General features: G+C 59.7%; 14 protein-coding genes. 6 read left to right on the top strand and 8 right to left on the bottom strand.

Features of this window, described 5'->3' with window-relative positions; translation table 11 throughout:
• Nucleotides 1–107 precede the first annotated feature (107 nt).
• Nucleotides 108–3920: an efflux RND transporter permease subunit gene (locus tag L6R21_07310; protein ID MCK6558993.1), complete on the top strand. Its 3813-nt coding sequence runs from the start codon at nucleotides 108–110 to the stop codon at nucleotides 3918–3920.
• 117 nt (nucleotides 3921–4037) lie between these two features.
• Complete coding sequence (locus L6R21_07305) at nucleotides 4038–7175, top strand: efflux RND transporter permease subunit (GenBank protein MCK6558992.1); 3138 nt, start codon at nucleotides 4038–4040, stop codon at nucleotides 7173–7175.
• A gap of 395 nt (nucleotides 7176–7570) precedes the next feature.
• Here L6R21_07305 and L6R21_07300 read toward each other — a convergent pair whose 3' ends face one another.
• On the bottom strand, nucleotides 7571–7879 hold the full coding sequence (locus L6R21_07300; protein MCK6558991.1) for a hypothetical protein: 309 nt from the start codon (nucleotides 7877–7879) through the stop codon (nucleotides 7571–7573).
• On the bottom strand, nucleotides 7870–8022 hold the full coding sequence (locus L6R21_07295) for a hypothetical protein (protein ID MCK6558990.1): 153 nt from the start codon (nucleotides 8020–8022) through the stop codon (nucleotides 7870–7872). The genes L6R21_07300 and L6R21_07295 overlap by 10 nt, the downstream gene beginning before the upstream one ends.
• A gap of 142 nt (nucleotides 8023–8164) precedes the next feature.
• Between L6R21_07295 and aat the strand changes: the two genes are divergently transcribed.
• Nucleotides 8165–8734, top strand: a complete 570-nt coding sequence (aat, locus tag L6R21_07290) for a leucyl/phenylalanyl-tRNA--protein transferase (GenBank protein ID MCK6558989.1) — start codon at nucleotides 8165–8167, stop codon at nucleotides 8732–8734.
• Between the two features lie 494 nt (nucleotides 8735–9228).
• Here aat and feoB read toward each other — a convergent pair whose 3' ends face one another.
• The 4 genes from feoB to L6R21_07270 all read right to left on the bottom strand — a co-directional run bounded on the left by feoB (nucleotide 9229) and on the right by L6R21_07270 (nucleotide 13339).
• On the bottom strand, nucleotides 9229–11400 hold the full coding sequence (feoB, locus tag L6R21_07285; GenBank protein ID MCK6558988.1) for a ferrous iron transport protein B: 2172 nt from the start codon (nucleotides 11398–11400) through the stop codon (nucleotides 9229–9231).
• A 107-nt stretch (nucleotides 11401–11507) separates the two neighbouring features.
• Nucleotides 11508–11813: a ferrous iron transport protein A gene (locus L6R21_07280; GenBank protein ID MCK6558987.1), complete on the bottom strand. Its 306-nt coding sequence runs from the start codon at nucleotides 11811–11813 to the stop codon at nucleotides 11508–11510.
• Nucleotides 11814–11894: 81 nt separating this feature from the next.
• Complete coding sequence (locus L6R21_07275) at nucleotides 11895–12638, bottom strand: SDR family oxidoreductase (GenBank protein MCK6558986.1); 744 nt, start codon at nucleotides 12636–12638, stop codon at nucleotides 11895–11897.
• A gap of 32 nt (nucleotides 12639–12670) precedes the next feature.
• Nucleotides 12671–13339, bottom strand: coding sequence for a metal-dependent transcriptional regulator (locus L6R21_07270; protein MCK6558985.1), 669 nt, complete (start codon nucleotides 13337–13339; stop codon nucleotides 12671–12673).
• Nucleotides 13340–13473: 134 nt separating this feature from the next.
• On the opposite strand from L6R21_07270, the gene L6R21_07265 reads away from it, so the two are divergent.
• The 3 genes from L6R21_07265 (at nucleotide 13474) to L6R21_07255 (ending at nucleotide 17032) form a co-directional block, all read left to right on the top strand.
• Nucleotides 13474–14760, top strand: a complete 1287-nt coding sequence (locus tag L6R21_07265; GenBank protein MCK6558984.1) for a hypothetical protein — start codon at nucleotides 13474–13476, stop codon at nucleotides 14758–14760.
• Nucleotides 14761–14791: 31 nt separating this feature from the next.
• Nucleotides 14792–15361: an FMN-binding protein gene (locus L6R21_07260; GenBank protein ID MCK6558983.1), complete on the top strand. Its 570-nt coding sequence runs from the start codon at nucleotides 14792–14794 to the stop codon at nucleotides 15359–15361.
• A 132-nt stretch (nucleotides 15362–15493) separates the two neighbouring features.
• Nucleotides 15494–17032: a fused MFS/spermidine synthase gene (locus L6R21_07255; protein ID MCK6558982.1), complete on the top strand. Its 1539-nt coding sequence runs from the start codon at nucleotides 15494–15496 to the stop codon at nucleotides 17030–17032.
• 102 nt (nucleotides 17033–17134) lie between these two features.
• Here L6R21_07255 and L6R21_07250 read toward each other — a convergent pair whose 3' ends face one another.
• Together L6R21_07250 and L6R21_07245 are read right to left on the bottom strand one after the other, a co-directional pair.
• Nucleotides 17135–17467 (bottom strand): hypothetical protein, encoded by a 333-nt coding sequence (locus L6R21_07250; protein MCK6558981.1) that lies wholly within the window; start codon nucleotides 17465–17467, stop codon nucleotides 17135–17137.
• Between the two features lie 92 nt (nucleotides 17468–17559).
• On the bottom strand, nucleotides 17560–18699 hold the full coding sequence (locus L6R21_07245) for a S1 family peptidase (GenBank protein MCK6558980.1): 1140 nt from the start codon (nucleotides 18697–18699) through the stop codon (nucleotides 17560–17562).
• Nucleotides 18700–18959: the final 260 nt, after the last annotated feature.

Raw genomic sequence — 18959 nt, 5'->3', positions numbered from 1 at the left:
GCGAACTGGGCGAGGGGTGCAGGTTGCGGAAATTCCGTTGGAGACTCCGCGAGCGCCCGCCGCCCTTTCTGTTTTCCTCATTCTTCCTGACCAAGAGACCGCACGCCATGAACGCTGAATTCAAACAAAACGTCACCGACTTTTTTCGTTTCACCACCACGCGGCCGGTGGCGATTTTCATGATTGTGGTGGCTGTCTGCGTGTTCGGCCTGGTGTCCTATGATCGGCTCGCGTTGAATCTGATGCCGGACATTTCCTACCCCTCCCTCACCATCCGCACGGAGTATCCAGGCACTGCGCCCGAGGAAATCGAAACCACCATTTCGCGGCCGTTGGAGCAGCAGTTGGGCGTGGTGAGCAACCTGGTCAGCATCAGCTCGATTTCCAAAGCCGGTTTTTCCGACATCATCCTGGAGTTCACCTGGGACACCGACATGAACGCGGCGATTCAGGACGTGCGCGAGAAGCTCGACCAGGTTTTTCTGCCTCCCGAAGCGAAGAAGCCGTTGATCCTGAAATATGACCCCACGCTCGATCCGATTCAGCGGCTGGGGCTGTATGGCGATCAATCGCTGTTCGCGCTGCGCTATCTGGCTGAGGAGGAAATCAAACGCGAATTGGAAACGCTGGAGGGTGTGGCGGCGGTCAAGGTGCGCGGCGGCCTGGAGGAGGAGATTCGCGTCGAGCTTGACGAACGACAAATCACGCTGCTCGGCCTCGATATTCAAGAAGTCAACCGCCGGTTGGCCTCGGAGAACATCAACCTGGCGGGCGGTAATCTCAAGGAAGGCCAGACCGAGTATCTGGTGCGCACGCTGAACGAATTCCGCGATCTGGAAGAAATACGCGGCCTCGTCATCGGCCGCCGCGAGGGCGTGGATCTGCGTGTCAAGGACGTCGGCACGGTCACGCGCACCAATAAGGAACGCGAAGTCATCACGCGCGTCAACGGCAAGGAAAGCGTCGAGATCGAAATCTACAAGGAAGCGGATGCCAATATCGTCACGGTCGCCCAGCGGGTGAAGGAGAAGATCTTCGGCACGCCGGAACAGCAGGCCTTCGTGGCCAATCTCAAGCAGCAGGCGGCCTCTCAGCAAAACGGCAAGCCCAAGAGTGAGGAGAAGAAACCCGCTGCCCATGGGCCGGCAGCGGCGGCACAGGCCATGCTCGCCAAAGCCATGACTGATTTCATGGCGTATCATCTGCCGGCGAGCACGGAAATCACCCTGCTTTCCGATCAATCGACTTTCATCCAAAGTGCGATTGATGAGGTGAAAGGCACGGCGATTCTCGGCGGCATCCTGGCCGTGGTGGTGCTCTACATTTTCCTGCGCCGCGTTTGGAACACGATCATCATTGCCGCGGCCATTCCCATCTCCGTGATCGCGACCTTCGGGCCGATGTTCATTTTTGACGTCACGCTCAACATCATGTCGCTCGGCGGACTGGCGCTCGGCATCGGCATGCTGGTGGACAATGCCATCGTGGTGTTGGAGAGCATTCATCGCAAGCGCGAAGAGGGTCAGGATCTCTTCAGCGCGGCGGTGCAGGGCACCGGCGAAGTCGGCGGCGCGGTTCTGGCATCGACGCTCACCACGGTGGCGGTGTTCTTCCCCATCGTCTTCGTCAAGGGAGTTGCCGGCCAAATTTTCGGTGACATGGCGCTGACCGTGGTGTTTTCACTGCTTGCTTCGCTGGCAGTAGCGCTGTTTGTCGTGCCCATGCTGGCCTCGCGCTATATCAAAGAAGAGTATCTGCAGGATATGCGCGGCCGCTTCGCCGGCAGTCACGTTTTGCGCCTGGCGATTTTTGATGAGTTGAAATCGTGGCCGGCGCGCACCACTGCCGGGGAGTCGGTGCCGCTGCTGCAATTCGCCGCCGGCGCGTTGGGGCGAACGGTGCGGCAGGTCTTTACCAGTCTGCTTTTCCTTGCAGCTACCTTGCTGCTCATGCTGCTGAAGGCCACTGCCGTGCTGGCCCTTTTGCTGCCCACTTTGTTGGTCGGCTGGCTGCCGCCGCTGCGACGCCTGGTGAGCAAGCTTGCTTCCTGGACGCTCGCGCCGCAACTGGTGGCCGCGCTGCACACCGTCACCTGGGACACGATTTTCGTGTTCAAGGCCTATGATCTGCTGGTGGCCGGAGGCCGCGGCTTCGCACAAAAATTCTCCGCCGGCTTCTGGTGGAAGAAAGCGCTGCTCGCCCTGTTCGGGTTCCCGATCTATCTGCTTTACAGCCTGGTCCGCTTCATGGTTCAGCACCTTTCGGCCACGCTGTTCAAGACCATCTTGATGCTGCTGTTTGCGTTGGCTTTCGTCGTGATGATCGGCCTGGTGGTGGCGGGCATTCCTGTTGCGCTGTTCTTCGCCGTCATGCTGCTGATCGCGAATCCCGTGCTCGAGTGGTCCTACCGCACCTATCCCAAGGCGGTACGCTGGGCGCTGCACCATCGCAGCAGCGTGCTGGCTTGGGCCGGCGGATTGTTCGCGGTGTGCAGCCTGGTGTTGCTGCCGCGGCTGGGCGTGACGCTGATTCCGGAAGTGCACAAGGGCGAGTTCAACATTGAGGCCCGCTTTCCGGTGGGCACGCCGGTGGAAGCGACCGATGAGAAATTGCTGCCGCTGGGAGATATGACGCTGCAGCATGCCGACGTGCAGCGCATTGCCATGGTGGCGGGCAGCGAACGCACCTCGCAATCGCAAACCGAAGAAGGCGAGCACACCGCCAAGCTCACCGTGACGTTGAAAGGCACCGGTGATTTTGAGCGGCGCGAGGAAGCGTTGATCGCCGGGATTCGCCGGCAATTCAGCAATGTGCCGGAGGTCGAAACCAAAATCTCGCGGCCGGCCATGTTCAGTTTCAAGACGCCGATCGAAGTCGAAATCAAAGGTTACAATCTCACCAAGCTGAAGGAACTCGGGCGGGAGGCGGAAGCCCGGCTGGCCCGGCTGCCGAATTTGAAGGACGTACGTTCCAACATTCAAACCGGCAACCCGGAAGTGCAAATCATCTACGATCGCAACCGGCTGGCGTTCTACAACTTGAACATCAACGAAGTGGCGGCGGTGGTGCGCAACAAAGTGCAGGGCGTGGTGGCCACGGAATTCCGCGAGGCCGACCGGCGCATCGACATCCGCGTGAAGGTCGATGAGGAAGACAAGGCCGGCTTGGCGGAGCTGAAGCGGCTGGTGGTCAATCCCAACAAGCCGGTGCCGATTCCACTGGCGGCGATTGCCGACATTCAAGTGAAGGAAGGCCCGAGCGAGATCCGGCGCATCGAACAACAGCGCGCCGCCTTGATCACCGCCAATATCAGCGGCGTCGATTTGAAGCAGGCTGCCGAGCAAATCCACGCCACCCTCAGCAGCATGGATTTCCCCGACGATTTCACCTTCACGGTGACCGGCCAAAATGCCGAAATGGAAACCTCGATCAACAGCTTGATGCTGGCACTGGCGCTGGCCGTCTTTCTGATCTATGTCGTGATGGCGGCGCAGTTCGAATCGCTGTTGCATCCCTTCGTTATCATGTTCACGATTCCGCTGGCGCTCATCGGCGTGGTGCTGGTGTTGTGGGTGCTGCAGATTCCGTTGAGCGTGGTGGTGTTCATCGGCATGATCCTGCTCGTTGGCGTGGTGGTCAACAACGCCATTATTCTGATTGATTACATCAACCATTTGCGGCGTGGCGGCATGGAAAAGATCGAGGCAATTGTCAAGGCCGGCAGCGTGCGGCTGCGGCCGATCCTGATCACCACGGGAACCACGGTGCTGGGGCTGCTGCCCATGGCCCTGGGTCTGGGCGACGGCGCGGAGATTCGCACACCCATGGCCATCACCGTCATTGCCGGTTTGACCAGCTCCACGCTGCTGACCTTGATTGTGATTCCGGTGGTCTACGCCATACTTGATCGTTCGAAATAGCCAACTGCCGGCGTCGCTCCGGCCTGCGCATGCCATAGGTGTCTTCGAATCCGCACGGCCAGGCAGCCGCTTCAGCAGCTGCTACGCTCGACGATGGACACAAACTGCGAGAACTTCATGAAACGGAACTCCCTCCTGCCGAACTTGTCGGTCCGGCGCCCGGTCACGGTGCTGATGGCCTTTCTGGCCTCCGTGGTGGTGGGTCTGGTCGCGTACCGGGAAATTCCGGTGGAATTGTTCCCGCGCGGCTTCGTGTTTCCCGCGCTGGGCGTTTGGATTCCCTACAACAACGCCAACCCCAGTGAAGTGGAGGAACAAATCGCGCGGCCGGTGGAGGAGATCATTCAAACCATCAGCGGCGTGCGGCGCATCGAGTCGAGCAGCCGCGACAACGGCTGCTGGTTCTGGATCGAATTCGCCAATAATACCGACATGGACGTCGCCTATTCCGACATTCGCGACCGCATGGACCGCATCAAACCGGAGCTGCCGGCGGACATCGAGCGCATTTACCCGCGCAAATTCAGCGATGATGACGAGCCGATCGCGGTGATTGCGGTCGCGCTGGAAAAGGATTTCGAGGATGCCTACAGCCTACTCGACACCTATGCCGCCAAAGTCTTCACCCGCGTCGACGGCGTCGCCAATGTCGAGCTGTGGGGCGCCGATCGCAAGGCCGTGCGCGTCATGGTCGATCAGGCCAAGGTCGATGCCCACAACCTCGATCTTTATTCGCTCGTGCAGGACCTGCAGCGCGACAACTTCGTGCTCGCCAGCGGCTACGTCAAAGACGGCGCCAAGAAATTCTACGTCCGTTCCGTGGGCAAATACGGCAGCCTGGACGAAATTCGCAACCTGCGCCTGCGCAACACCAATTTGCGGCTGCAGGACATTGCCGAGGTGCGTTACGACATTGCCGACGAAGTGCAGTGGGTGCAGCGCCTGGATCGCAAGAAAGCGGTGTGGATCGGCGTCTTCAAGGAATCGCAGGCCAATACCGTCGCCGTGTGTGAGGTTTTGGTGCAAACGCTCAATGACCGCATCCGGAAAACGCCGCAACTCGCCGGCATGCGCTTCGAGCTGATCTTCGACCAGGGCACCTACGTCAAGGAATCGATCAACAATCTCAAAAGCTCGGGGTTGTGGGGCGGCATTTTCGCCTTCTTCATTCTCTACTACTTCCTGCGCCGTCTGCGCATGACGCTGATCATCAATTTGGCGATTCCCATTTCCCTGCTGGGAACGATTATCGTGATCTACTTCATGGGCTGGACGATGAACATCATGACCATGATGGGCTTGATGGTGAGTGTCGGCATGGTGGTGGACAACTCGATCGTGGTAGTGGAAAACGTCTACCGCCTGCGCAAGGAGGGCCTGCCGGCGCGCGAAGCGGCGATCAAGGGCGCCAGCGAAGTCGCGATGCCGATCACGCTCGCCACGCTCACCACCGTGGTGGTGTTCCTGCCGTTGATCTTCATGGGCGACAATCCCGGCATGACGTATTACATGGCGCGCATGGGCGTGCCCATCATTGTCGCGCTGCTCGCCAGCCTGGTGGTGTCCCTGCTCTTCATTCCACTGGCGACGGTGGTGTTCTCCGGCCTGCAGGAGCCCAAAGAGGCGAAAGCCATCACCCGCGCCATTGGCTTCTATGAACGAATACTCGCGCGCTCGCTCGCGCATCGCGTCGATACCGCCATCATCTTCCTGCTGCTGATGGCGAGCGGGTTTGCGATCCTGCAGGTGGTCCCCAAAACCGACGAAACACAGGGCAACATCAACAACATTTGGGTGATGTTCGATCTGCCCTCGAATTACACGATGGAAGACGCCGATTCCTATTTCACGCTGCTCGAAGAGTTCGTGTACAGCCAGAAGGAAAAATACGGCATGCGCGCGGCGGACGTCCGTTTCCGCGCCAACTGGGGCCGCATGGAGATTTATCTGAACTCGCCGCCCGCCCATGATTGGTGGCAGGTCATTGGCCTCGCCATTGGTCGCAAGCTCGGCTTGCTGGAAGACGGCATGATGACGCGCGAGGAGGTGCTGGAACATTTCAAAAAGAACGCACCGACGCGGCCGGGCATCGAAATGCGCACGCGCTGGCGGCAAGGAGGCGGCAATGAGCAAGGCACCATCTCGGTGGTGCTGCACGGCGACGACACCAGCCGCCTCACCGAGCTGGCCGAGGAGGTCGAACGGCGGTTGCGCACCATTCCCGAGTTTCTGGACGTTGACACCGAGCTGGAAGACGGAGTCGATGAAATCCGGTTGAAGCTCGACCGCGAGCAGGCGGCCAAGCATGGCGTGAATGCGCGCGCGGTGGCCGGCACCATTGGCTATGCCCTGCGTGGCGTCGAGCTGCCGGACTATCGCATGGAGGATCGCGAAGTCGATCTCAAAATTCAGATGCGCAAACAGGATCGCGAGACGCTGCACCAGTTGATGAACCTGCGGCTGCCGCAGCAAAACGGCCAGGAGATCCCGCTGGCCAGCATTGCACAGGTCTCGGTGAAGCGCGGCTATGGCCGCATCATCCGAGAAGACGGCAAGACCATGCTGGCCGTGAAAGCATCGACCACCAGCGACAAGCTGGAACAGGTGTACCGCAAGGTCGATCAAGTCATGGCGGGATTTCAAATGCCGTCGGGATATTCCTGGGACAAGGGCCAGCGTTTCAATCGCATGCAGGAGAGTGAGCAATCGACCAATCACGGCCTGTATCTCGCCACCACGTTCGTGCTGCTGCTGATGGGCGTGCTGTTCGAGTCCATCATCCTGCCCTTCACCGTGTTGATTTGTATTCCACTGGCGTTTATTGGCGTGGGCTGGATTTTGTTCCTCACCCAGACGCCGATTGACCTGATGGCGATGATCGGTTTGTTCATTCTGATCGGCATCGTGGTCAACAACGGCATCGTTTTGGTGGATTTGATCAATCAATTGCGGCTGGCGGGCTACAGCCGCCACGAGGCGATCATCGAGGCCGGCCGCCAGCGCTTCCGGCCGATTTTGATGACCGCCGGAACGACCATCGCCGGCTTGATTCCCATGGCGCTGGGCACGGCGAAAGTCATCGGCATCTCCTACGCGCCCATGGGCCGGACTCTGATCGGCGGCATGATCACCGCGACGGCGCTCACCCTGCTGGCGGTGCCGCTGGCCTACACCTATCTCGATGATTTGCGGGAGTGGTTCAAGCAAGTGACGGCGATCATGCTCGGCAAGAAAACAAACAGCGCCGGCGGTTGATTTTCTCAGCCGACCGACCTGGGGAGGGAAAGCCTCGCTTGCAGCGGCCTTGGGCGCAGGCATGATTCAAGTCGAAGCCGGTTTTCATTGATCAAAAAGCCACGGCGTGAAAGCACCGTGGCTTTTTTCGTTCAGAGCATCGCAATTACGCGGTCGCTGCGGCGTGGCATGAAGGGGTGAGTGGCGGTGACTCCACTGGGGTTTGTTCGTTATCAAAGTGCTTGCGAGGCAGGCCACAATCGCTTAGATTTTGCCGCGTTGTGCCAGCCAGCAGTGCTTTGGTGTCATCGTATTGCAGTCCCCGCCCATTGTGGACGGCTGTTTTGGGCTACACACGTGCATGCTCCAGCCATGCCGCAGCAAGGGGCAGGAGTACGAATCAAAGTAACGTCGAATTAGAAGGGCTTGAAGATCACCAGCAGGACAATGACAACGAGCAACGCGAGGGCCAGCGCGGTGACGAACAAGTGCCGCTGTTTGAGCTGGGCCGCCTCGGCGCTCTTGCCTTGCGCGCGCAACGCGACCATGGCCTTGAGGTTTTTCAGCTCCATGTGGCTCAGGCCGATGACCACCAGCACCAGCGCGATTTTCACGTGCAAATAGCCGGCTGCGAAAGCATTGGTCAGGAAGGCAAGAATCAGGCCGGTGACGAATGCCAACAACAGGCCGTACACTTCGAGAAAGCGTGTCAGGATCAGCGCCATCTTCTCGCTCGCTTCGGCGTCGGTGGTGTGGGCCTGGCAAAACGGCGCACGAGCAAATATTGGCCGAGCGCGCCGCCGGCGCCGGCAATGATGCACAGCAGATGCAGGCTTTTGAGCAGATTGACCCAAAATGGCAAAGTCATCTCTTCCTCCGTTTGTGCGTCAGTACTGCGGCGGTGGCGTCACCGTCGCGGCGATTTCTCTCGAGTTGCGCGGCAAGATAGTCAGGCAGGCCGGCAAAGTCAAGGCAGGTGGAGATCCCCATCGCAGCGGTGAAAAGCATTCATGATTCCGGCGCAGACATTACTCGAGGCGTACAGCCAGGGCATTTTTCCGATGGCGGATGAAAGTGGCGAGATCAACTGGTACGAGGCGAATCCGCGTGCCATTCTCGAAGTGCAGGACTTTCGTATTCCACGCGATCTGCGCCGCGTTCTCAACCGCCGGCAATTCGAGATTCAGATGGATCGCTGCTTCGAGTTGGTGATGCGCGCTTGCGCAGCCCGCAGAGAGACTTGGATTTCAGAGGAGATCATTACCTCCTATATAAACCTGCACGCGTTGGGATACGCACACAGTGTTGAAGCCTGGCAAGACGGCAGATTGGCCGGCGGGCTGTACGGCGTGGCACTGCACGGCGCGTTTTTCGGCGAATCGATGTTCTTTCGTGTCTCCAACGCTTCCAAGGTGGCGCTGGCGCATCTGGCCGCACATTTGAAGAACCGCGGCTATGTGCTGCACGACGCGCAGATGATGACGCCCACACTCCGGTTGTTCGGCGCCATCGAAATTTCGCGCGAGGAGTATCTCAGCCGGCTGCAGGTGGCGCTGCGGAAGAAAGTGTCATTTCGTTAAGCGGCTTCGTTCAATCTGCCGGCAGGGAAAGCGCGAATGATGCCGGAGATCGTAGGCGTGAGTCTCAACGTGCCGGAAGGAAAACGGCAAGGCAGGTGCAGGTGGCAGGTTGGGTGCGGTATCGGGTGGTTTGCGTTCGGAACGAGCGAGGCCGCGGGCGTCATTCAAAAAATGGATTGCTCCACGCCCATTGTCGTGCCCGCGCTGGTGAGGATGAGTTGGGCATGCTCCCGCCGCAGGTGAAACAATGCGCAAATACGCCTCATTTCGTGTGCCCGGCTTGCTGATGCGCATGTTCTCTTATTGTTGAAAGCACGGGCCGGCGCACAGACCTCAAACGCGACCGTCCGGGCTGGACCAGCGTGCAACCCGGGCACTTCGTGCAGGCCGGCTCGGCTGCGCTGCCGGCGTCGAATTGCTGCAGAAAAGTGCGAATTGCCGAAACGCCGGCGAGCACAACGATGCTGAAAACAATGATCTCCTGCCAATTCATCTCATTCCAATCCGATCAGTCTTCCGCCTTGAAACACCGCGAACGAGCCCAAATACGCCAGCACGGTCATGTAGGCAATCATGAACAGCGGCCAGCGCCAGGTGTCGGTTTCGCGGCGCACGATGGCCACGGTCGACATGCACTGGCAGGCGAGTACGAAGAAAACCATCAGTGAGAGCGCCACCAGCGGCGTGTAAACCGGTGCGCCGGTCCGGGGATCACGCTCGGCCTGCAAGGCTTGGCGCAGATCAACCGAGGCTTCGTCGGCTTCCTGCACGTTGTAGATCGTTGCCAGCGTGCTCACCATGACTTCGCGCGCCGCGAATGAGGTGATCAAACCGATGCCGATTTTCCAATCAAAACCCAAGGGCGCGATTGCCGGCTCGATGAATTTTCCCAGGCGGCCGGCATAGGTGTTCAGTATTTCCGCCTCCGCGGCCATTTGCTGCGGCGCCGCGACATCCGGATCTGCCGCGGGTGTATCACTCTTGGGATAGCTCGCCAAAAACCACAGCACGATCGAAATCGCCAGAATGACCTGGCCAGCATTCACGACGAAGAGCTTGGCGCGCTCGTACATTTGCCACAGCACTGTGCGCGGTGAGGGCATGCGGTAAGCCGGCAGCTCCATGACGAAGGCTTGCGCATGGCCCTTGATGAGAAAGCGTTTGAACAGATAGGCCGCGGTGATGGCGGTGACGATGCCGAGCAGATACATCGCAAACAACGTTACGCCCTGCAGCGAGAGAAAGCCGAGCAGCGGCACATTGGGGATGAACGCGCCGATCATAAGCGTGTAGACCGGCAGCCGCGCACTGCAGCTCATCAGCGGCGCAACCAGAATCGTGATCAAGCGATCCTGCGGGTTTTTGATCGTGCGCGCCGCCATGATGCCGGGGATGGCGCAGGCGAAAGAGCTGAGCAGCGGGATCACGGAATGGCCCTGCAAGCCGATCCTCGCCATAAAGCGGTCGAGCATGAACGCAGCGCGCGCCAGGTAGCCGGACTCTTCCAGCAGCGCGAGAAAGAAGACCAGCAGCAGAATCTGCGGCAGAAACACGATGACCGCGCCCACGCCGGCGATCGCGCCGTTGCTCAACAAATCCGCCAGCACACCTTGGGGCAGGGCCGCGGCCACCCCCTCCTGCAGCCACGCGAAGAAGTCTTCGATCAGGGCCATGGGGATTTCCGCCCACGTGAAGATGGTTTGAAACATCAACAGCAGAACCGCGATCAGGATGAGCGGGCCGAGCAACCGGTGGGTGAGCACGCGATCGATCTTTTCGCTGCGCACCAGGCGGCTGGCGCTGCCATGGCGAACATTCGCGGCAATGAGCTGATCGACCCAGGCGTAACGTGCTGCGGCTTCGGTTTGACGCCACGGAATACGCTGTTGCTCCAGCGCCGCGCGGCTGGCATTCACCAAGCGGCGCAATTCGGATAGGCAAGGATGCTTGGCCCAGCGCTGTAATCCGTTCTCGTCGGAAATTGCGCGCAACGCTTCGGCCATGGCCCGGCGGCGGTTCATCGCGCCATTTTCTTGAAACCAAACGGCCACCGGCTGGCACGTCTGCGCGAGAGCGGTGGGAATTTGCCAACTGCCTGGGGTGGTTTCCGCGGCCGGTTGCAGTGCCGCGATAATCGCGGTGCGAATCGCAGCGACACCGGTGCCCTTCTTGGCGGAGGCTGGCAGCACGGCCACGCCCAGCTTGCGCTGCAGGCCGGCCCTATCGATGTGAATGGCGTGGCGCGCGGCCTCGTCGATCATGTTCAGCACCAGCAGCGCGGGCAATCCCAAATCGAGAATCTGCGCGGCGAGATAGAGATTGCGCTCGAGGTTGGTGGCGTCGGCCACCACGACGATGAGGTCCGGAGGCGAGGGCCAGGCCGTAATTTCCGCCACCGCAATTTGCTCGTCGAGCGATCGCGCCGTCAGGCTGTACAAACCGGGAAGATCATGCAATTCAACTTTGAGGCCGCCGGCGTCTGCGAGAGCGCCGACTTTTTTCTCGACAGTCACGCCGGGATAATTCCCGACTTTCTGCCGCATGCCCGTTAGGGCGTTGAAGAGAGTGGTTTTGCCGGAATTGGGATTGCCCACCAGCAACACGCGCGCGGTGCGGGTGAGGGTGGTGTTTTCTTCTGCAGGTTGTATGGCGCTGATCGTGGACATCTCTCCGTTACCTACCTAATAGTATTCCACCCCGGCCCATCAAACTCGGAATCGCACACCAAAAGTCTCTGACCAGCCATTGCCAGCGTGGCACCGCAAAGGCCGGGCTACTTGCCAGCCTCCCGCTTCACCCAGATGCCCTGCGCCATGCGCTTGCTGATGGTCAAGTGAAACCCGCGCACGGAAAGCTGTAAGGGATCGCCCAGCGGCGCGGATTTCACCATGCGCACGCCGGCGCCGGAGATCAGGCCCAGTTCGGCCAAACGCGCGTCTTCGCCGACGTCCTCGCGATAGCCGGCAATCACACCTTCCTCGCCCGGCTTGAGATGCGCCAGCGGCTGCCATTGCGCCGCGCCCTCATGTCTTTCGCTCTCGGAGAAAGGTCGGGCTTCGATCACGGTTGTGGAGATCATATGCATTTCCTGATTTGAGGTCATTTCCTGTGGTCGCGCGCGGCGGTGCCAGGCGCCGTCCACTGTTGGGTGGCTGCCGACTTATGCTACGCCTACCGCCGTCCGCAGGTAGGTTTTCGAGGCAAGCTGATCGATCATGAAGTTCGCCACGTCGGCACGGGAGACGCGGACGGTCCAGATGAAATTGCCGACACGATCGCCGTGTCGAACGCGGCCGCGCGTGCTGCCGTTCGTGAGTACTCCGGGCCGCACAATCGTCCAGTCCAGGCCGCTTCCCGCAATCGCCCGTTCCTGGCGCGTCTTGTCCCAGAAGTAGAAAGGCAGGATCAACGGGATCACAAAAAACGTGTAGTAGAGGCCCATGCGGCCCGCACTGTCGCCGATACCCAGCGAACTCATGCAGACCAGCCGGCGCACGCCCTGCGTCTCCATCGCGCGCAGGACGTTTTTGGTACCTTCCGACAGAATGCGAGTCGGATAGAAGTAGCGCTTGTGGCCGAGGGCGGAGAGAACCGCCTCTTGGCCGCGCATCGCTGCGTCGAGCGAGGCCGTGTCGAGCACGTTTCCCGGGATGACAGTCAGGCGCTCATGGTCCAACCGAAGGCGCGCGGGATTCCGCACCAGGGCAGTGACCCAGAAGCCTCGCTCCAACGCCTGTGCGACGAGTTGGCGGCCCGTTCCACCGGTGGCTCCCACGATCAAGAGCCGCGTCGGATGCTGAGGCGGTGCGTCAATTGAGCGCGTGGCACCCGACCGGTATCCGGCGCGCGCCAGCGCCATCGACAAACCAACTGCGTACAGAATGAAAAGGAGAAGCACAGTCATTGGCTACCCTTCAGACGTAAGAGACTCGAACCTCATCCCTTGCCAGCAATCTCGCCACTGAACAAGCACTCGACATCACAAACCGGGCACTGGTTGATATCGACACAAGCATTCTTGTAACTTTGAAAAGCCTTGAGGAATGCGTTGGCGCGCTCGTCGCCGGAGAAAAGGAATTTCAGAAAGGTGAGCATCAACTCGCCGGCTTCGGTGCTGATCAAGTGCTCGACTTTGCAGGCGTCGATCTCGGCTTGTTCGGGCGAAACGTGCAGCACGTCCCGCAAAAACTTCAGCAAGATGATGCGCTTGGATTCGATCCGTTGCGCCAGCGAATTGCCCAGCTTGGAGAGATGCAGAAATTTATTCTCATCTTCCTCGACCAAGCCTCTCTCCTTCAGCGCCTTGAGCGTGATCGAGGCACTGCCCCGCGTAATATTGAGCGCTTTCGCCACGTCGGTCACGCGGGCATAACCCTGCTTGCGCAGCAGTCCGTCGATCGCCATCAAATGATGTGCGCCGCTGTGGCTGATGACGTTCTGATCGAACTCTTTCCAAACTTGGGTATTCACGGCAACCTCGCAGTCTCTTGATTCTCGGGATGCGGTTGCGGCAGCCACAACAACCATCATATTTTCTAAGCCATTAGCTGCCACTGATCTATAAATCAAACGCCAGAATATAGTGCAAGCGAAAGAGTCAAACAAGGACTTTTTCTTTTATAAGCTAAATTTATGTTGCTTTCACCTCTGATCTGGCATATATTCATTCCGCTTGATTTAATACTAATACAGCTTGACAGCAGTGCAACTCATACAATTGAATTCCGGAGGAAGACCAGATGTGCAAGTCTCGCCTTTTGGCTGTTCTGTTTCTTCTTCTCCCCTTCTCGATGTTGCATTCCCAAGAAACACAGCAGGATACCCTGCGCGAGCTGATGCGGCGCATCGATATTCTTGCCGAAGAAATCGAGAAGGCCAAGCTCGGCGAGGTTGCCGAGCGCAAATACGAAAGCCGCCGCGGGCTGGGGCCGGCGGCTTCGCAGGTGTACCAACTGAAGAAAACCGGCGTTTCGCTGGCGGGTTACGGCGAGGTGACTTATCAAAACTTTGCCAAGGAAAACGATGCCTCTCTCCCCTCCGGGAAAGATGACGAAATCGACTACCTGCGCAACATCATCTATGTCGGCTTCCGCTTCAGCGATCGGCTGGTGTTCAATTCGGAAATCGAAGTCGAGCACGGCAGCACCGGCAAGAACGGTGAAGTGTCGATGGAGTTCGGCTATATCGAAGCACAGCTTGGATCAGCAGTGGCGGTGCGGGCGGGCATGGTGTTGCCGCCAGTTGGCATCGTCAATGAATTGCATGAGCCGCCGACGTTTCACGGCAGTTTGCGGCCGGAGGTCGAACAGGCGATCATTCCTTCGACCTGGCGCACCAATGGTATCGGCTTGGTGGGATCGGTGCCGGCAGGATTGGGCTATCGGGTCTATCTCGTTGAAGGACTGAATGCGAGCCAGTTCTCGGCAGGCGGCATTCGCGGCGGCCGGCAGAGCGGCTCGAAGAGCGTGGCGGAGGATTTTGGCCTGACCGGCCGGATGGAATACACCGGCTGGGCGGGCATCCAGCTCGGCGCTTCTTTCTACACCGGCAACAGCGGCCAGGATTTGGTTGATCCTGACGGCCGCGAAATCGGCGCACGCGTGAACTTGTTCGCGCTGCACGGCCTGTACAACCGCCACGGCGTGGAGCTGCGCGGATTGTATGCGCAGTCCACGATCGCTGATGCCGGCAGGCTCAACCGCGCTCTGCTGCTCAGCGGCAATCGCTCCATCGGCCAAAAGCAAACTGGCTTCTACTTCACCGCAGCCTATGATATTCTTCCGCTGTTCCGCCGGGGCGCAACGAGCGCTGTAATGCCGTTCGTGCAATTCGAGAGACTGGACACTCAGGCCGAGGTGCCTGCTGGTTTCAGCCGCAATGCCGCCAGCGAACGCACGAACCTCGCCTATGGCATCACATTCAAGCCGCATCCCAACGTGGCCTGCAAGGCCGACTATCTCAATCGCAAGAATGAGGCGGGCACGGCCGTCGATCAACTCAATGTCGCGCTCGCCTACATGTTTTGAACGAAAGCTGCTCACTTTTTGTACTCACGGCATGACGATGCGAACCGGATTGCTCGCCGCCCTTCTCCTGTTCTCGAATCTCGCCGGCCGGCCGGCGCAGGCGCAACTGCTGATGACCCAAGAACAGGCGCTGCAGCAGGCGTTTCCGCCCGGCACCAGGATCAAGCGACACACCCTGTTTCTGCATGACGAGCAGGTCGAGCAGATTCAGAAGCTTGCCCGCGCCGCGCTCGCTTCCAAGCTGGTGACCTACTACAGCGATTCCTGCAGTACCGCACCGCAGCTCGTTTTTTTTGAGAAGAACACGGTGCGCACGCGCGACGAGATTTTCATGGTCGTTATCGATCGCAGCGGGCAGGTGCAACGCATCGAAATGCTCGCCTTTTACGAACCGCTCGATTATCTGCCGCCGCCGCGCTGGCTGGCACTGTTTTGCGGCAAGCTGCTCTCTGACAAACTCTGGCCGCAGCAGGAGATTCACAACATCACCGGCGCCACCTTGACCGCCCGCGCAGTCACGCTCGGCGTCCGCCGCATTCTGGCGACTTTCGAGCTGGCCATCAAGCCGACATTGCACGCCGCCGCGTCGCGCGGTTCCTGAGCACAGCCGGGCGGCTGCCTCCACCGGCGTTTGCACCGCCGATTTTATTTTGGCGTTTGCTTTCCGGCCGCCTCGAATGTATATTCGCCAACCATCAAACCCTGGCCGAACTACTGAGGTGGGAGCTCTCACATGCTAAAGCACTGGTACCTCTACGTCGTTGTGTTTGTCTCCGGCGCTGCGGTTCTGGCAGTTGAAATTTTGGGCACGCGCATTCTGGGGCCGTTTTATGGGGTCAGTTTGTTTCTCTGGTCAGCCCTGATCACCGTGACGCTGGCGGCGCTCAGCCTTGGCTATGTGCTGGGCGGCCGCTGGGCGGATCGAGGCCCGCGCCTCACCCGGCTGTGCAGCCTGCTGGCATTGGCCAGCGTGTGGTTGATGCTCATCCCGTGGTTGAAACAGCCGCTGCTTTATCTCGCCGCGCCTCTGGGCTTGCGCTTCGCCGTGCTGGTCGCCGCCTTCATCCTGTTTGCGCCGCCGCTGACGCTGCTCGGCATGGTCAGCCCTTATGCCATCCGGCTGCGCGCACTCAGTCTCGAGGAAGTGGGCCGCACCGCGGGGAATCTCTATGCCCTTTCCACTATTGGCAGCGTGCTTTCCGCGCTGCTCACCGGTTTCTTCCTCATTCCCAACATTGGTGTCGGCCGTTTGATACTGGCAATCGGATTGGCGCTGCTGATCACCGCCGCCTTCGGCTTCGCCATCGCGAAAAACTCCAAGGCCGGCGCGCTTGCCAGCCTGTTGCTGTTGCTGCTGGGCGGAAGCCTGACCGCCGCTTTGCCGATGGCGCAAGCCCAGCCGGAGCGCGGGTTGCTGGCAGTCGAACAAAGCGCGTACGCGGAATTGCGCGTGTTGGAAACTGAAGCCGGCCGGCATCTGCTGATTGACGGCGGCATTCATACCATCGTCGAGCCGGAGTTCTTGGAGTCGAATTTTCCCTACGTCGCGGTTTTGGACCTCGTCAAAAACCTCTTCGCCGAATCGGGCGACGTGCTGGTGATCGGCGTGGGCGGCGGCTCGGTGATCAAGAGCTTTGCGCGCGCCGGCTGGAACGTGGCCGCGGTGGAAATCGATCCGGCGGTCACGGAAATGGCGCTGCGCTACTTCGCGCTGGACTCCTCGCAGGCGAATATCCACCATGCTGATGGCCGGCAGTTTCTCACCACACAGCCGCAGGCCTATGACGCCATTATGCTGGATGCGTTCGGCAGCAGCTCCATCCCCTTTCATCTCGTCACGCGCGAAGCCTTTGCGTTGATGCGGGCGCGGCTGCGGCCAAACGGCGTGCTGGCGATCAATGTGGAAACCGTGGGCTGGCATCACATTCTCACCCGCAGCCTGGCCGCCACGCTGCGGCAGCATTTCAAACATGTGCTGGCCTTGCCGATCGCGGAGCCGCCGGACCGTCTCGGCAACGTGATCCTACTCGCCGCTGACCGCCCGCTGGAGCTGACCCGCGAGCTGGACCGCAATTACGCCGATCCCGATTATCGCTCTAGCCTGAGCTACCAACGCGTGCACGCGTGGGACAATCGCTTCGAGCCGGACACCCGCCGCGCGCCAGTTCTCTCCGATGATTGGAATCCGGTTGATCTCTGGTCAGAGCAAATCAACCTGGCTGCACGCAGGGATTTGCACGATTATTTTGGGGAGAAAGGATTGAGTTGGTAGGATTTTGACTGCGCGGCGCTGACTGCAAAATCGGCTTTGCCGCCGGCAAAGAAAGGCGGCCGCCGCTCTCTCGCCGGCGTTACCTGCCTCGAGCGCCGGCTGCTACATCGGGCGGATTTCGCCGGTTTCCTCGATTTCCACAGGATGACCCTCCACGCTGCGGGGAATCTTTTGCTCGAGCGCGTCGGTTTTTTCCACGACCATCACGCGAATGCACAACCGGCCGTCGTCCTGCGCCCCGATGTAAACGCCGACCACGCCCGGCAGCACCATCCACTCCGCGGTATGATCCTGCATGACTTGATTGATGTCACGCACAGGCACGCTCCCTGGTTCCTGGTTCTCTTCTTTGATCTGATTCTGACACGCCATCGCTGCGAGCAACAGCATGAAAAACAGGGACAAGCCTTGCCTCGCCGCAAACCTTGCCTTCATTTCCCGTCTCCCTCAAAAAGAACGCCTGCCTCCGGGAAAACCGGAAGCAGGCGTTCATTCGTTATCTCAGATTTGAATGCAAACGCTCGCCGTCAATTGCCGACCATTGTCGCGCCATAGTGGCTCAGCACATCGTTGATGGGATTGGCAATCGCGGAGGTTGAGCTGCCGGCATACAGCAAGCCCACGGCCCGCGGATTGGTGGTCACATCTTCGACCATCAACGAGCCGGAGTCGCCGGAATTCAAGAACGCGCTGCGCCTGTTCTTGATGACGATTTGACCGGTGAAGGTCTTGGTGAAAGCCGCGCCGCCAGCGCATTCATTGTCGTAGGCCACGCTGACGGTGGCATTGAGGCCGCTCACCGTGCTTCTGGTCAAGCCGGTAGTACGGCCGCTCTTCTTAACTGCTTGATTGATGAAAGCGGCAACCGTGTTCGCCGACAGCGTGCCAATTTCGAGGATGGCGCCGTCGGTTCTCACCATACCTGGAATCACCGCGGCAATGCCGGCATCGATGTTGGCACTCGGCAGGCTGCCACCGTTATTCACCAGCGTGGCAACGTCCTGCGCGTTCGCGGCATTGCAGTTGACATCGATCAGGCCGGGCTGAATCACCGGGTCGCCGGGCTGCGCCGTGCGATTGTTGCCGCCGCTTACGATGTCGGCATACAACACGTGATAGTTGCTCAGAATGTACTGGGTGCCGGCTTTTTGAATCAAGGAGCCCAGCGTGCCGCCGCAGCAATAGCCGTTGGCCAGATCATAGCGCCAGCCGCCGGAGGTGCCGAGCTGGATCGGCGGCGTTTGCTTGGCGGTGTGGCTCACGCCGCCGCCGCCGCTTTTCATGGCGCGAAACTCACCGGTCACTTCGACCACGACCGGCACGCCCTCGATGCTTTCGGGGATGGGGGACACGCGGCCCTTGGCCAGCGCCGGCGCCATGATGTCGGTCTTGGTGAACACTAGAATGGCCGGCCGGCCGTCAGCCGTCAAACCGGTAGCGGTGCCGACCACACCGGCAACGGCCATCAAATTCGGCGTATGGCGGTCTTGCACGGCCATCACTGCCTGAATTTGCGGATTGTCTTTTCCCAGCGTCACGGCTTGCTGGCTAGTTTGCGGATCAACAGGCGTATCGTAATTGCTCGTACAGCCCGTCCATACCAGCGCCGAGAGCGCGAGCAGAACGATTACCAGCCACGAAGATGAACGACGCCACGAATTCAACATAGCCTTACTCCTCAGTTTGGTGATGGGACGACAGGGTGACCACGGGCGCATTTCAGTTTATCGCTTCACTGCAGAGGCAGAGTGAGCCACAGTTTGCCGTGCCGTCTGGCAGGAACAGCCTGAGAGATAACGGCAACGTTGGACGGGCAGGCTGCGGGTGCTGGGAGCATCGAGAGCATGGCCACGTCAAGAACCGGAGGGAAAAAGGCGAAAAGTCGGTGCCTTCGCGCTGTATAAAATTGCGGCGAAGATAGACAAAT

The sequence above is a fragment of the bacterium genome (assembly GCA_023150945.1).
Lineage (GTDB): Bacteria > Zhuqueibacterota > Zhuqueibacteria > Zhuqueibacterales > Zhuqueibacteraceae > Coneutiohabitans.
This window is presented reverse-complemented; position numbering and strand designations above follow the sequence as displayed.